Raw genomic sequence first — 14,705 nt, 5'->3', positions numbered from 1 at the left:
CCTCTGCTGTCGATGTCTCAGGAAAGGGCGGGCGTCACCAGATCGGCGGCGAGGCGGCAGGCCCCCTCGACCGGATGACCGTTGAAGAGATGCGGGGTGATCTGCCCCTCCGACCGCTGCGCGACGGCGGCGGCGAAGGCCCGCCAGAGCGGCGGCTGCGAGACGATCACGCTGCCGCCGGCCACCACATGCGAGGCGGTGCTGCCCCGCACCTGCAGGTTCATGACCAGCTCCGCCAGCGCCTCGGCCCCCGCCCGGATGACGGCGGCGGCCAGGGGGGAACCCTCGTCGCAGGCATCGAAGACCGCAGGGGCATGGGCGCCGATCGCGGCCGCCGAGCCGAGGCTTGCCAGCGTGCTGCCGAGGCGCGGCAGGTCGGGCTGGCCCAGCGACGCATACATCAGGCGGATCAGCGGATCCTCCGTCGTGGCGCCGGCATCGAGCGCCACGGCCACCGCGCGGGCCGCCTCGCGCACGAGGCCCGCGGCGCTGCCGTCGTCGCCGATCAGCCAGCCCCAGCCGCCGGCCGAGATCATGCGCCCCTCGGCATCGCGGCAGACGGCGATGGAGCCCGTGCCCGCCACCAGCCCGATCTGGCCCACCCGGCCCATGGCCAGCGGCATCAGTTCGGCATCGTTCACCACCCTGAGCGGCAGGGGGCTGCGCGCCCGCAGGGCCGCGGCCAGGGCCTCGCATTCGCCATCGTCGTCGCAGCCATGCGCGCCCACACCGAGCGCCGCGATCGGCTCGTCCCCGATCAGAAGATGCACCTGCGCAAGCAAGTTCGCGGCATCCTCGGCCACGCACGCCCCGCGCCAGCTGTGGCTGGGCAGAACCGTCTCGCGCAGCTTGACCAGCCGGGTCCCGTCCCGGCGCGCCAGACGGATCTCGGTCTTGGTGCCGCCGATGTCGACGCCCACCACCGGAGCGGCCGCTTCGGAATATGCGGTCAGGCTCATGCCCGGCCCCGCAGGCGCGCGCCGGCCTCGTCGAAGACGAGCACGCCCGAGGCGGGGGCGGCAACCCGCACCTCTTCGCCCAGATGTGCGGCGTGACGCGCCGTCCGCACGCCGATGCGGCTGTCATCGGCCAGATGCAGATGCAGATAGGATTCCGCGCCCAGATCCTCGATCAGCGCGACCCGACCCGCGACCGAGACCGCATCGGCAGACGGTGCCTGGCCGGCCGGGACCACGGAGAGCTGTTCGGGCCGGATCCCGATGTCGATCCGGGCGCCCGGAGCGAGGGCCGCCGTCAGGGGCAACGCCGCCGCCCCGCCCGCCGCCAGATCGGCCCGCAGCCCCTCTGCTCCGGCCGAGGTGACGGTGGCGGACAGGAAGTTCATCTTGGGCGACCCCACGAACCCCGCCACGAACCTGTTGTCGGGATCGTCATAGAGGTCCAGCGGGCGGCCGTATTGCTGGATCCTGCCGCCGCTCATCACCACCATCTTGTCGGCCAGCGTCATCGCCTCGACCTGATCGTGGGTCACATAGATCATCGTGGTGCCGAGGCGCTCGTGCAGTTCCAGAAGCTCGGCCCGCATCTGCACGCGCAGCTCGGCATCCAGATTGGAGAGCGGCTCGTCGAACAGGAAGACCCGCGGCTCGCGCACGATGGCCCGCCCGATGGCGACGCGCTGCTTCTGGCCGCCCGACAGCTGGGCGGGCTTGCGGTCGAGCAGCTTGTCCAGCCGCAGGATGGCCGCGGCCTTCTCGACCCGCTCGCGGATCAGGGCCTTGGGCTTGCGCGACATGCGCAGCCCGAAGGAGATGTTCTGGAACACCGTCATATGCGGGTAGAGCGCATAGGACTGAAACACCATCGCGGTGCCGCGCCGGGCGGGATCGACGTCGTTGATGACCTCGTCCTCGATGGCGATGGTGCCGGAGGTGGGCGTCTCGAGCCCGGTGATCATGCGCAGCAGCGTGGATTTCCCGCAGCCCGAGGGGCCCACGAAGACCACGAACTCTCCCTTCTCGATCGACAGGTCGATATCCTTGAGAACGGGATAGGACTCGAAGCTCTTGCAGAGGGATCTGATTTCTAGAAAGGCCATGGGTTCGTCTAGCTCCGGGTCAGCCCTTGGTGCCCGACATCGCGATCCCCTCGACGATCTTCCGCTGGAAGATGAGGAAGAACAGCAGCGGCGGCACGGCGGCGAGAAGGTTGGCGGTCATCACGACATCGACCGTCTGGTGCGAGAGGGGGGCGTTGAACATGCCCACGACCTGCCCGACCGTGTACATCTCGGGCGAGGTGGTCACGATCAGCGGCCACATGTAATTGCCCCAGGTCTGCATGAAGGTCAGGATGGCCAGCGTGACCAGCGCGTTGCGGCAGAGCGGCAGCGCGACATGCCAGTAGATCTGGAAATGCCCGGCCCCATCCAGACGCGCGGCCTCGATCATGTCCTTCGGAATGGCGCGCATGAACTGCACCAGCATGAACAGGCCGAAGGCCGAGGCGAGACCGGGGACGACCAGCCCCTGCAGCGAGTTCAGCCAGCCGAGGTTCGAGGTCAGCAGGTAAGTGGGGATGATGGTCACCGCGGTGGGGACCATCAGCGACAGCATCACGATGCCGAAGATCGGGCCCTTGGCCGGAAAGTCGAACAGGGCGAATTCGAAGGCCGCGAGCGAGCCTATGAAGAGGACGCCGAGGATCGTGAGCAGCGCATAGGCCAGCGAGATGCCGTAGGCGCGCAGGTAGCCCGTCTGGGTGAAGATCATCTCGATCTTCTCGAGCCCGGCCGACAGCGAAGTGGGCCAGAGCCGGGGGTTGATGGCGACCGGCTCGCCCGGCAGCGAGAAGACCACGTTGATCATCCACCAGATCGGAAAGATGGTGATCACGGCGATCGCGATGGCTATGGCCCATTTCAGGACGGTCCAGACCGAAATCCGCGCAGCGGCTGCAGAAGTCATCGGCGATTGCTCCATGTGCGGACCGCGAAGAGAAGGGCGGTGACGGCGATGATGGCGATGGTCAGCAGGAAGCCGTAGGCCGAGGCGAGGCCGAACTGCACGCCGCCGAAGGCACGCCCCATCATGTCCATGACCGGGAAGAGCAGCGCCCCGCGACGTCCGCCATATTCGGAGAAGGAGGAACCGGTCAGCAGCCAGGGCGTGTCGAAGACCTGCATGGCCGAGATGACGGCATAGGTGAGCACGAAGAACAGCACCGGCGCCAGCATCGGAAGGGTGATGTGGATGACCTGCTGCAGCTTGCTGGCGCCGTCGAGCCGCGCGGCCTCGTAGAGATCGGCGGGAATGTTCTTCAGCCCCGCCAGGATGATGACCATGTTGAAGCCGGCCGAAACCCACACATCCACCGCGATCAGCGCATAGAGCATGGTGCTCGTGTCATTGAGGAAGCTGACGGGTTCTGCCCCGACCCAGCCCAGCATCATGTTCAGGAGGCCGAAGTTCGGCGCGTAGATCCAGCGCCAGATCGTCGCCGCCAGAAAGGCAGGCAGCACCACCGGCAGGAAATAGGCGTTGCGGAAGAAGTTGGCCCAGCGCCCGGTGAAGCTGTCGACCAGCAGCGCAAGGCAGAAGGCGACCGTCAGCCCCAGCGGCACCGTGATGACGATATACTGGAACAGGTTCCACATCGCGCGCGAGAAGTCGCGCGATCCGAGCAGCCTCGTGTAGTTTTCCAGCCCGACATAGACCGGCTCGCGCACACCGTTCCAGTCGTGGAAGCTGTAATAGAGCCCGCTGAGGATGGGATAGAGGAAGAAGGCGCCGAACAGCACGAGGAACGGTGCGATCATCAGGAAGTGGGGCAGGTGGTGGCGCAGGACTCGCATCGTTTCCCCATGAAGGAGCATCCGCCCCGAGGCGGGGCGTCGGGCGCCCCCCGCCGCCGGGGCGGCAGGGGGCTCGGTTCGGACGGGGTCAGCCGGCGAGGCAGTCGTTCAGCTCGGCGATCATCTCCGCCGCCCCCTCTTCGGGCGTGAACTCGCCATCGGCGGTGGCGGACACATAATCGACCACCGTCGACTGGTAGCAGGCAGGAACCGGCTGGATCAGATAGGGCGGGCTCACATCCATCGTCACCTCGACCGCCGCAACCGACCGGGCGACCAGCGGCAGGGCTGCCACATCGGCCTCGGCCATCGCGGCATCGTTCGAATTGTAGCGCGACAGCAGCTTGGCCCAGCGGGCCATCTGCTCCTTGGCGGTGATGTAGGTCGCGAATTCGAAGGCCAGATCGAGGTTTTCGCCCGGGGCGACGCCCACGATCTCGAAGTTCTTGATACCGCCGTGCTTGTCGGCGGTCTCGCCGGGCATCAGCACGAAATCGTACTTCAGCCCCGAGTTCTCGACCGCCTCGACATAGGTCGGGTTCACCCACGGACCGATGGTGTGGAAAGCCAGCTGATTGGTGACGAACAGATCCTTCGTGGCCTGATCGTTGCGGCTGGTGCCCGAGGTCAGCGGCTGCATCGCCACGAACTTCTCCAGCACCGAGGTCATCACCGCCGGGTCGATCCGCGTGGTCTTGCTCTCCCAGTCGATGCCCCAGGTCGAGACATCGCCCGTCACGCCATACATCTCGGCGATCGAGTTGAAGACCAGCGCCTGATCGGGAATGGCGAACTTGCCCGCGGCCTTCACCTTCTCCATCTGCGCCAGCCAGTCGGCCCAGTCGGCGGGCGGGGCGGAAGTGTCGATCCCGGCCTCTTCCAGCACCGTCAGGTTGCGGAACAGCAGCGTGCCATAGCCGGTGTAGGGAATGCAGTACATCTCTTCGGGGCGGGGCGCGCAATTCTCGACCGCACCCTTGTTGAACTGGGCGCGGAACTCCTCGGGCATGGCCATCCACTTGTCGTGGATGTTCGCCAGAGCGCCGACATCGACCAGCTGCGCGCCCACGCCGACCGCGTTCATGAACACGTCGGGCAGGTTGCCGCTGGCCGCCCCCGCGATCTGACCGGCGGTCAGATCGTCATCGCCCTTGCCGACGATGTTCACCGTCACGCCCGGATGAGACTCCTGGAATTCCTTGATGAAGTCCTGCTGCAGCGCCAGCGCCTCACCCTGCGCGAAATCGGAATAGACCCAGTATTCGAGGGTCTGCGCGCCGGCCGCAGTCCCGCCGGAGGCGAGGGCCAGCGCAAGGAGGCTGGCGGCGGTTGTCCTCATGGTCATTGATCTCTCCTGTCGTGACCCCGTCAGCGCGTTCGCCGGCTGACCCTTATTATTAGGCAGCCTAACAAACTAAGTCGGGCAAGCAAGCCTTTTCTTGCGGAGCAGCGCGCGGAGGGTTCAGGCAGGCAGGCCGAGCAGGACAGAGACGGCGCGGTCCACGGCCAGACGTTCGGCCCCGAGAACCGTCGCCTCGGCCGCGAGAGTGCTGGTGGTGATCTCGGCCGGGAAGGCGAGGTGGCGGACGACCTCCTCCACCTTGGGCCTGAGCAGGGGCGAGGCTCCGTAGCCGCCGCCCAGCACCACGAGGCCCGGATCGATCACGCTGACACAGATCGCGATCACGGCCCCGATCTCGGCCGCATGGCCCTCGACATGGCGCAGGGCGGCCGCGTCGCCCTCGCCGGCACGGGCCAGAAGCTCGTAGGTATCGGCCGGCGGCCGGCCCGAGCCCTTGGGCCAGTCGGCCCGGACCCGGGCCATGAAGGCCTCGGTGCCGATGTAGCGCTCCGCCTCGCCGGGCACCGGGGTCAGGCCCGGCGCGAAGGGAAAGGTGATATGCCCGATCTCGCCCGCCGCGCCATTGACGCCGGGCAGGATCTGGCCGTTCAGCATGAGCCCCAAGCCGATCTTCACCCCCACCTGCAGGAAGGCGAAGGTCTGATGACCGCGCGCCGCACCATAGTGATATTCCGCCACTGCGGCGCAGTTCACGTTGTTCACCAGCGTGCAGTCGACCTGCGGCGGCGGCGTGAAATTCGTGAAGATCACTTCCTGATCGGTGGCGGCGGTATCCCCTTCAGGGCCCACGACCCGCGTCGGGATGGCGATGACCATGGCCAGCAGCGGGCCCCAGTCGACTTCCGTCTTCTCCAGCGCCTCGGCCACGGCATCGGCCACAACGCTGCTGATCTGGGGCGTCAGCGAATACTGGCTGTTCGGAAGCGGATGCAGGCTCGCATGCAGCAGCCGGCGGTCCAGCGTCGAGAGCCGCAGACGGATATGGGTCGATCCGGCATCCACCGCGATCACATGCCCGGCATGGGTGGCCACCCGATACTCGACGGCCCGGCGGCCCATCCCGCCCTGCACCGATCCGATCGGCTCGACCAGACCCGCTTCCATCAGCTCGGCCATGGCGGCCGACATGGTGGGCCGCGAGAGGCCGAGGTCCTGCCCCAGCTGCGGACGTGTCGACGGGCCCCGCTCGACAAGGGCACGCAGAACGGCGAGCGCGCTGCCGGTCAGGGTCAAGGGCTTACGGGTCACGCGGCCTCACAGCAATCGAACAAGCGAAAGCCAGCTTCTAGACGGTTTTCATCCGCGGAACCAGCCACCCGTCCCGCGGGGCGCGGAGGGTGCATCCGGGTGGCCTCCCCCTTCCCCTGCGCGCCTCCGGTTTCTCCCCTGTGCCGACGGCAGCCCTGACGGCCGTTGCCGGAGGAGCACAGGCCCGGCACCGGGGCTGTGCCGGCGGCCCACGGGCTGGACTCTCGTGGGAAAAGTTGTATCCAGCCCCCAGCAAGCCAGAGCATCTGCTCAAGCGAGTGAGTATTTGCTCTCTGTCTTGCGAGGCTCCCATGAAGACGAAACACCGGTCGATGCTGCTCGCAGGCGCGAGCACCATTGCTCTGGCCCCGGCCGCCCTCTTCGCCCAGGAGGCGATCAAGCTCGACGCGATCGTGGTCACGGCCACCACCGACGTCACCACTCAGGCCGATGGCTACAAGGCCGACTACAACCAGTCGGCCACCAAATCCGACACGCCCGTGGCCGAGACGACCCAGTCGGTCTCGGTCGTGACGGCAGAGCAGATCAGGGATCAGGGCGCGGAAACCCTCGGGCAGGCGCTGCGCTACAGCCCGGGCGTGCTCGGCGACCCTTACGGCGTCGATCCGCGCTTCGACAGCCCCACCATCCGCGGCTTCGAGGCGCGCGGCTCGCAATATGTCAACGGCCTGCGGCAGCTGCGCTACATGGGCGCCCCGGCCTACGAGACCTTCGCGCTGCAGCAGATCGAGGTGCTGAACGGTCCCAACTCCTCGCTCTATGGCGCGGGCTCGCCGGCCGGGATCATCAACCAGGTCCAGAAGCGCGCGCAGGGCTTCGACTTCGGCGAACTGGGCGTCGGCCTCGACGACAACGGCTCGCGCCAGAGCTTCTTCGACTGGAACCGCACGGTGAGCGACACGCTCTCGTTCCGCGCGACCGGGATCGTCAAGGACTACGAGAGCCAGGTGGAGGAGATCGGCCTCGAACGCGGATATCTGGGCCTCGCCGCCCGCTGGAAGCCCACCGACCGCACCACGCTCGACATCATCTCCTCCTATACCGACGACGCGCCGACTTCGCCGCCGGGCATTCCCTTCGCGCTCACCGGGCAAGGGAACGACAAGTATCTGCGCGAGCTCTACACCGGCGAGCCGGGCTGGGACGACCATGACCGCCAGATCTTCAACATCGGCTACGAGCTGAGCCACGAGTTCGACAGCGGCTGGACCTTCAGCCAGGGCTTCCGCTACGAGAAGTTCGACTGGGAATATACCGGCCATTATGTGACCGGCATCGACGCCAGCGGCACCGGGATCACCCGGGGCGCCAACTATCAGCGCGAGAACACCACCGGCCTGAGCCTCGATTCGCGGCTTGCCGGAGAGGTGCTGACCGGCGGCATGGAGCACAAGCTGCTCTTCGGGCTCGACCTGCGCAAATACGATGCCGACACCGTCACCGAGTTCTACAACGCCGAAGGCGGCGTCACGGACCTCGACTGGCGCAATCCTGTCTATGGCGGTGTTCCCACCGGCGCGCCCTGGTATGTCAGCACGCCCGACGTGACGCAGACCCAGATCGGGCTCTATGCGCAGGACGAGATCACCGCCGGGCGCTGGCGCGGGTCGTTCGCGCTGCGCCACGACTGGTCGAAGCAGGAGGGCACCACCTACACGAACTTCGCGGGCGAAGGCGAGATCGACCAGTCGGACAAGGCGCTGTCGGGCCGCGCGGGCCTCGGCTACGAGATCGCACCCGGCGCGCTCGTCTATGCCAACTACTCCACCTCCTTCGACCCGGAGATCGGCGTGGACGGCGCGGGTGAGCAGCTGGAGCCGACGACCGGCAAGCAATGGGAGCTGGGCGTGAAATATCAGCCCGACAGCTTCAACGCGCTCTTCACCGCGGCGATCTACGATCTGCGGCAGGAGAACCTGACGGTGAATCTCGGCGGGGCCGAGGGCCGTCGTCAGGTCGGCGAGGTCAAGTCCTCCGGCCTCGAACTCGGCGCGGTGGGCGAGCTGGCACCGGGGCTGAACCTGCGCGCAAGCTACGCCTACAACGACACCGAGCAGGTCGATCCGAGCGGCGCCAACGACGGCAACGAGATGCCCAACGCGCCGCGCCATCTGGCGAGCCTCTGGCTCGACAAGGCCTTCGACAACGGCGTGAGCCTCGGCGGCGGCCTGCGCTACATCGGCGAGCGCGAGGGCGATCTGGCCAACCTCTATTCGCTCGAGTCCGTGACGCTGCTCGACCTCGCCGTGGGCTACAGCCGCGAGAACATGGACGCCTCGATCAACCTCAACAACCTGTCCGACGAGGTCTACCTCGCCAACTGCGGCTCTTTCGGCTGCTACTACGGCGAGGGCCGGACGATCTCGGCCAAGATCAGCTACAAGTGGTAGGAGGCGGCGCCCTCAGCCGACGGAGCTTCCTCGCCGCCGCCAGCCTCGCGCTGGCGGCGGCCTCGTCCCTGCGGGCCGCTCCCCCGGCCGGGACGCGCCTTGCCGCCATCGACTGGGCCATGCTCGAGACGGCCATCGCGCTCGGGCACATGCCGGTGGCCGCCTGCGAGCTGATCCGCTTCCGCAAGGACGCGCCCGAGCCGCCGGTGCCGGAGGGCGTGGTGGATCTGGGCCTGCGGGGCGCGCCGAACTTCGAGCTGCTCCAGCTCGTGCGCCCGGATCTCATCCTGACCTCGCCCTACTACACCCGCTACGAGGCCCGCCTCACGCAATTGGCCCCGGTCCTGAACCTGCCGTTCTACATCCGGGGCGAGCCGCCGCTGCCCAAGACTTTCGCGGCGCTGCACGACCTGGCCCGCGCCATCGACGATCCGGGCGCGGCCTTGCGGGCCGAGGAAGCGGCCGAGGCCCGGTTCGATGCCGTGGCCGCGGATCTGGCCCCGATGGCGGACCGGCCGATCTGCCTCGTCAATATCGGCGACGCCCGCCATCTGCGCGCCTTCGGCTTCGACAGTCTGTTCGGATCGGTGGCGACGCGGCTCGGCCTCGCGAACGGCTGGGAGGGGCAGACGCGGTTCAGCTTTCTCGCCCCGGTGCAGATCGAAGAGCTTGCGCGCCTGCCCGAGGCGCGCGTGGTGATCGCGGGCGAGATCCCGGTGCAGGCGCGGCGGGGGCTCGCGCGCTCCAGGCTGTGGCAGGCGCTGCCCGCGGTGCGGGGCGGCCGGGTCTATCAGCTGCCCGAGGTCAATGCCTTCGGCGGCCTGCCCTCGGCGCTGCGCTTCGCCCGGCTGCTCGGCGCGGCGCTCACCCGGCCCGCGGAGCTGCGGCTGTGAGCCGCCCCGCGCAGCTGGCGCTGGCGGGCGTGGGCCTCCTCGCGGCCGCGCTCTGGGCCTGGGCGGCGGTGGGCCTCCTGCCCCCGGGTTCCTGGCCATCCCTGCCCTTCCGGGCCGAGGCGATGAGCCTCGAGCAGATCCTGCTGGCCTTCGGCCTGATGCCGCGCGGAACCGTCGCGCTTCTGGCCGGAGCGGCGCTCGGCCTGTCGGGCGCGCTCCTGCAGACCGTGCTGCGCAACCCGGTGGCCGATCCCACCACGCTCGGCATCTCGTCGGGTGCACAACTGGCCCTCGTCCTCTCCACCATCTTCGCGCCTACCCTGCTCGTCGACGGGCGCTGGCCGGTGGCCATGGCCGGGGCGGCGCTGGCGGCGGCGCTGGTTCTGGCGGTCGGCGCGCGGCGGGCCTTCGCGCCGGTCACGATGGTGATCGTGGGCATGCTGGTGGGCCTCACGTCAAGCGCCATCGCCACCGCCCTGACCCTCGCGCAGGGCGAATATCTGCTGTCGCTCGTCATCTGGAACGGCGGTTCTCTGGTGCAGCAGGACTGGTCGGGCGTGCGGGCGCTGGCGCTGGTGCTGGCGTCAGGCGGTCTTGCCGCGGCGCTTCTGGCGCGTCCGCTCCGCGTGCTCTCGCTCGGGGCCGAGGGCGCCGCGAGCCTCGGGCTCCGGGTGGCGGCGGTCCGGCTGGCGGGCATCGCGGTGGCGGTAATCCTCGCCGGGTCGGTCTCGGCCGAGCTCGGTCTGATCGGCTTCGTGGGCCTCGCGGGGCCGGCCCTCGCGCGCAGTCTGGGCGCCCGGACCATCCCGGAGCGGCTCATGCTCTCGTCGCTGATCGGGGCGCTGCTCCTGTCGCTCTGCGACGGGGTGGTGCTCACCGTGGCGGGGGCAAGCGGCGAGATGTTCCCGACCGGCGCACTCACCGGGCTGATCGGCGGGCCGCTCCTGATCTGGCTCCTGCCGCGGTTGCGCGGCTCCACCCCGCCCGGCACCGAGGCGGCCGAGGGTCCCGCGGTCCGCCTCGCCCGTCCGCGACCGGTGCTCCTCGCGCTCGCGGCAACGCTCGTCGCGGTTTCCCTGGCCCTGGTCTGGATCGGCCGCGTTCCGGGCGGCTGGGTCATCCTCGACACGCAGAGCTTTGCGGATTTCCTGCCGATGCGCCTGCCCCGGCTCATCGCGGCCGCTTCGGCCGGCGCGGCGCTGGCCACCGCAGGCGCGCTTCTGCAGCGGCTGACGGGCAACCCGCTGGCCTCGCCCGAGGTTCTGGGCGTTTCGGGCGGCGCGGCTCTGGGCTATGCCCTCGCGATCTATCTCGTCGCGGCACCGACGGCACCCCTGCTCCACGGCGCAACGATGGCGGGCGGCGTGATCGCGCTGGCCCTGGTCGCGGCCTATCTCCTGCGCCGCGAGATGCCGGCCGAGCGCATCCTCCTCGCCGGCATCGCGGTCTCGGCGCTGGCCTCGGCGGTGCTGTCGGCGATGATGGCCTCGGGCGACGCGCGCTCCTGGGCGGTTCTGGCCTGGCTCAGCGGCTCGTCCTCGGCGGTGCTGATGCCCGGAGCGCTGGCTCTTGCCGCGGTGGCGCTGACACTCTGGGCCGCGGCGCTCGCCACGGCGCGCTGGCTCGCGATCCTGCCGCTCGGCCCCGGGGTGGCGGGCGGCCTCGGCCTGCCGCTCCGGCGGGCCCGCGTCGCGCTTATTCTTCTTGCGGGGCTCGCCACCGGCGCGGCCACCGTGCTCGTGGGCCCGCTCAGCTTCGTGGGCCTCATGGCGCCGCACATGGCGCGCCGCGCAGGTCTGGCCCGCCCCGCCCATCACGTCACCGGCGCGGCCCTGATCGGCGCCCTGCTCATGCTCTTGGCCGATTTTGGCGCGCGCGTGGCGGGCTTTCCCTACGAACTGCCCCTCGGCCTCTTCGCCTCGCTCATCGGGGCGCCGTGGCTTCTGTGGTTACTGATGCGAGCCAACCGATGACCCTTTTCTCGATCCGAGATCTCTCCGTCGACGTGCCCGGCCGGCGGCTGCTCGAAGGGATCAGCCTCGATCTGCCGCAGGGCCGGGTCACGGGCCTGATCGGACACAACGGCTCGGGCAAGTCGACGCTGCTGAAGGTGCTGGCGCGCCAGATCGAGGCCTGGGGCGCCGTCGCCTTCGAGGGCCGCGCGCTGGCGGGCTGGAACGCCCGCGACTATGCCCGCCGCCTCGCCTTCCTGCCCCAGACCACGCCTCCTGCCGAGGGGATGCTGGTGCGCGAGCTGGTGGAGCTCGGCCGCTATCCCTGGCACGGCGCACTCGGCCGCTTCGGGCCGCGGGACGAAATCATCGTCGCACGGGCGATGGCCGAATGCGGCGTGGCGCGCTTTGCCGAGCGGCTGGTCGACACGCTTTCGGGCGGCGAGCGCCAGCGGGTGTGGCTTGCGATGATGGTGGCGCAGCAGGCCTCGACGCTGCTTCTGGACGAGCCGATCTCGGCACTCGACATCGCCCATGCCGTCGAGGTGATGCGCCTCGTCCGCACCATGTGCCGCGAGGAGGGGCGCAGCGTGGTCGTGGTGCTGCACGAGGTGAACATGGCCGCGCAGTTCTGCGATCACATCGTCGCGCTGAAGCAGGGGCAGGTCGTCCTCGAAGGCCCGCCCGACGAGCTGATGACGGCCGAGCGGCTTCAACAGATCTATTCGGTGAGGATGGAGGTCCTGCACCGGGCCGACGGTCAGAGGGTGGCCGTGCCGGCCTAGGCCGATCCCGTGGGGGCGCAGCCGAGCCGGGTGGGCCGGATCGTGGTCGGGGCCCGGTCCGGCATTCGGCGCCCCCACCCGCCCGCCTTCGAAATCCTGCTGCACGTCGCCGAAAGAGGGATCACTGTCGGCGGGCGGCCCTCGGGGACGAGCCTACCCCACCATGCGAACTCCCGCCCGGTCGAGCCCGCCGCCCGCCGCGGATTTCCAATCGGTCTCGGCCGGCCAGCCCTTTTCCGCCCCTGCGAAGGGTCTCCCCTGCCCGCTCTGGCGGTCTGTCCGTTCGGGATGCCCGCAGCGACCCTGGTCTTCTCCCGGTCGCCGCTCCTTGTCCTGCCAGCCGGGGTGGCGGTCGGCAGTGCGGACAAGGAGGTCATGCCGCGAGATCAAACGTTCTGTCCGGTGCGAGCGATCCAAGGAATGCCGCATCATGACTGATCGCCAGAACCGCCCCATCGTAAGCAGCCAGCGCAGCCTCGAGTGCTGCGATACCATCCAGATCAAGATGATTGGTCGGCTCGTCCAGGATCAGTAGCGGCGGCGGCGGGGCGACTCCGAGGGCACAGGCCAGACCGGCGCGCAGACGCTCGCCCCCGCTCAACTCTCCCGCGCAACGCAAGGCGTCTCCCGCGCGAAAACCGAACCTGGCCAGTGCCGCGTGCGCGATATGGATATCGGCCACGGGGTTGAGACGGCGGAAATTGTCCCGCAGCGACAGGGCCGGGTCCATCAGCTGGACATGCTGATCCAACAGGGCGAATGGAACCGAAAGCTCGACGAGGCCACTCTGCGGCGCGATCTGCCCGGTGATGACTTTCAGAAGCGTCGTCTTTCCGCTGCCATTCGGCCCCGCAATGACAATGCGCTCGGGACCGGTCACGGTCAGCGACAGCTCGCGGATCGAAGGATGATCCGGATCATGGCCGCCGGTCACTCTCTCCAGTCGCAGCACCGTCTTGCCGGGCGCGAGGCCGGTCGGGGGGATGTCCATGCGCAAGGGTTGCAGGATCTCGATCCTATCGCGGGCGGCGGACACCGCCTCATCTGCCGCTTCGCGCCGGGCCTCGCGCAGGCGCATACCCGCACCGCCAGACGCCTCGGCCCGCCCCTTGGCGGCATCCATCAGGATCTTGGGCTGATCGCCCCTCGTCCGCGCCCGGTGTCCGGCACTGTCCTTGCGTGCCTTGCGTTCGCTCGCCTGCTGCGCGCGCCGGGCTGCGTCGGAGCGGGTCTTCTCCGCCTGTGCGAGGTCACGCGCAGCCGCGTCCAACTCGGTTTCCTTGCGCTGCCGGAAATTGCTGTAACTCCCCCCGTACCGGGTCGCCCCCAGCGAGGTGAGTTCGACAATCGCGTCCATTTCCTCCAGAAGCTCGCGATCATGGCTGGCGACGATCGCCCCGCCTGTCCAGCCGCGGAGGAGGTCGATCACCGCCTTGCGCCCGTCCCGGTCGAGATTGTTCGTCGGTTCGTCAAGCAACAGAAAGTCCGGCTCGGCAAGGATCAGGGCGGCGAGGGCGGCACGGCTGCGCTGGCCGCCCGATAGCGTTGCCAGCGGTGTCTTCGGCCCGACCGACAGACCACAGCGCAGGAGCGCCCCCTCCATCCGCGCGGGCAGGGTCCAGTCTGCATCGCCAAGGTCATCGGCATCCGCAAGCCCTGCCTCCGCCCGGTCGAGCAATTCAAGCGCAGGCCGCACGCCGAAAAGATCGGCGATGATGTCATCCGGCTGCTCCATCGCCTCCTGCCGCATCATCGCGATGGAACCGGTGACGCGCACCAGCCCCGAAGCGGGAGGGAGATCGCCCGAAATCAGGTAAAGGAGGGTGCTCTTGCCGGCGCCATTGCGCCCGACGATGCCGGTGCGCTCCGGGCCGAAAGTCAGGTTGAGGTCGGTAAGAAGGGGCGCGTCGTCAGGCGTGGACCAGGACAGGCCGGAGACGGAAACGGAGGCAGGCATGGGGCAGACCTTCTCGCACCGGGATCGAAGGGGCGAATGCGGCGAGGGTCAGGTCCATGGCGATGGCAGTTCCGATTGCAGGATGGCGTGAAAGTAGGGGTCGCCCGGCGATCCTGCAAGTCAGAACCAAGGGCGCCTCCGGGCTCGAAGGTCTCGGCGGCGGCAAGGCGAGCCAGTCTGGCACGTCAGTCGCTTCCGGCCCTCGGAATCCATCGGGGAATGGGTGGTGATCGGGATCGATCAGCTGCCATCCTCGGGGGCCGTGATCGGCGAAAACTCCAT

At 68.9% G+C, this 14,705-nt stretch carries 11 protein-coding genes; 4 read left to right on the top strand and 7 right to left on the bottom strand.

The features are described from left to right. Positions 1-17: 17 nt before the first annotated feature. The 6 genes from RSP_RS00125 to RSP_RS00100 form a co-directional block, all read right to left on the bottom strand. Positions 18-959, bottom strand: coding sequence for an N-acetylglucosamine kinase (locus tag RSP_RS00125; protein WP_011336746.1), 942 nt, complete (start codon positions 957-959; stop codon positions 18-20). Next, entirely contained in the window at positions 956-2,059 is a 1,104-nt protein-coding gene (locus RSP_RS00120; RefSeq protein ID WP_011336745.1) for an ABC transporter ATP-binding protein, read from the bottom strand. Before RSP_RS00120 ends, RSP_RS00125 begins: the two co-directional genes overlap by 4 nt. Before the next feature lie 19 nt (positions 2,060-2,078). Further along, positions 2,079-2,927, bottom strand: a complete 849-nt coding sequence (locus RSP_RS00115; RefSeq protein WP_002722082.1) for a carbohydrate ABC transporter permease — start codon at positions 2,925-2,927, stop codon at positions 2,079-2,081. After that, the gene (locus RSP_RS00110) at positions 2,924-3,814 is read right to left on the bottom strand and encodes a carbohydrate ABC transporter permease (RefSeq protein ID WP_002722079.1); all 891 of its coding nucleotides are present in this window, start codon (positions 3,812-3,814) and stop codon (positions 2,924-2,926) included. Before RSP_RS00110 ends, RSP_RS00115 begins: the two co-directional genes overlap by 4 nt. Positions 3,815-3,902: 88 nt before the next feature. Next, the gene (locus tag RSP_RS00105; RefSeq protein WP_011336743.1) at positions 3,903-5,159 is read right to left on the bottom strand and encodes an ABC transporter substrate-binding protein; all 1,257 of its coding nucleotides are present in this window, start codon (positions 5,157-5,159) and stop codon (positions 3,903-3,905) included. Between the two features lie 117 nt (positions 5,160-5,276). Next, a complete protein-coding gene (locus RSP_RS00100) occupies positions 5,277-6,410 on the bottom strand; it encodes an ROK family transcriptional regulator (protein ID WP_017140024.1) in 1,134 nt (377 codons plus the stop codon). 326 nt (positions 6,411-6,736) lie between these two features. Between RSP_RS00100 and RSP_RS00095 the strand changes: the two genes are divergently transcribed. Genes RSP_RS00095 through RSP_RS00080 form a run of 4 tightly spaced genes read left to right on the top strand, consistent with a single transcriptional unit; the run spans position 6,737 to position 12,466 of the window. Then, complete coding sequence (locus tag RSP_RS00095) at positions 6,737-8,836, top strand: TonB-dependent receptor (protein WP_011336741.1); 2,100 nt, start codon at positions 6,737-6,739, stop codon at positions 8,834-8,836. Beyond that, entirely contained in the window at positions 8,830-9,729 is a 900-nt protein-coding gene (locus RSP_RS00090) for an iron-siderophore ABC transporter substrate-binding protein (protein WP_011336740.1), read from the top strand. The genes RSP_RS00095 and RSP_RS00090 overlap by 7 nt, the downstream gene beginning before the upstream one ends. After that, complete coding sequence (gene fhuB, locus RSP_RS00085) at positions 9,726-11,702, top strand: Fe(3+)-hydroxamate ABC transporter permease FhuB (protein ID WP_011336739.1); 1,977 nt, start codon at positions 9,726-9,728, stop codon at positions 11,700-11,702. Before RSP_RS00090 ends, fhuB begins: the two co-directional genes overlap by 4 nt. Next, entirely contained in the window at positions 11,699-12,466 is a 768-nt protein-coding gene (locus RSP_RS00080; RefSeq protein ID WP_011336738.1) for an ABC transporter ATP-binding protein, read from the top strand. The genes fhuB and RSP_RS00080 overlap by 4 nt, the downstream gene beginning before the upstream one ends. 373 nt (positions 12,467-12,839) lie before the next feature. Here the strand turns inward: RSP_RS00080 and RSP_RS00075 are convergent, their stop codons facing one another. Continuing rightward, positions 12,840-14,423 carry an ABC-F family ATP-binding cassette domain-containing protein gene (locus RSP_RS00075; RefSeq protein WP_011336737.1) on the bottom strand — a complete coding sequence of 528 codons (1,584 nt, stop codon included), beginning with the start codon at positions 14,421-14,423 and terminating at the stop codon, positions 12,840-12,842. Positions 14,424-14,705: the final 282 nt, after the last annotated feature.

Origin of the sequence: Cereibacter sphaeroides 2.4.1 (assembly GCF_000012905.2) — a bacterium.
In the GTDB taxonomy this organism is placed as follows: domain Bacteria; phylum Pseudomonadota; class Alphaproteobacteria; order Rhodobacterales; family Rhodobacteraceae; genus Cereibacter_A; species Cereibacter_A sphaeroides.
This window is presented reverse-complemented; position numbering and strand designations above follow the sequence as displayed.

Bases quoted from the DNA above. Each gene is read 5' to 3' on its own strand.
- RSP_RS00125 (WP_011336746.1), bottom strand. From the start codon at position 959: ATGAGCCTGACCGCATATTCCGAAGCGGCCGCTCCGGTGGTGGGCGTC.
- RSP_RS00120 (WP_011336745.1), bottom strand. From the start codon at position 2,059: ATGGCCTTTCTAGAAATCAGATCCCTCTGCAAGAGCTTCGAGTCCTAT.
- RSP_RS00115 (WP_002722082.1), bottom strand. From the start codon at position 2,927: ATGACTTCTGCAGCCGCTGCGCGGATTTCGGTCTGGACCGTCCTGAAA.
- RSP_RS00110 (WP_002722079.1), bottom strand. From the start codon at position 3,814: ATGCGAGTCCTGCGCCACCACCTGCCCCACTTCCTGATGATCGCACCG.
- RSP_RS00105 (WP_011336743.1), bottom strand. From the start codon at position 5,159: ATGACCATGAGGACAACCGCCGCCAGCCTCCTTGCGCTGGCCCTCGCC.
- RSP_RS00095 (WP_011336741.1), top strand. From the start codon at position 6,737: ATGAAGACGAAACACCGGTCGATGCTGCTCGCAGGCGCGAGCACCATT.
- RSP_RS00080 (WP_011336738.1), top strand. From the start codon at position 11,699: ATGACCCTTTTCTCGATCCGAGATCTCTCCGTCGACGTGCCCGGCCGG.
- RSP_RS00075 (WP_011336737.1), bottom strand. From the start codon at position 14,423: ATGCCTGCCTCCGTTTCCGTCTCCGGCCTGTCCTGGTCCACGCCTGAC.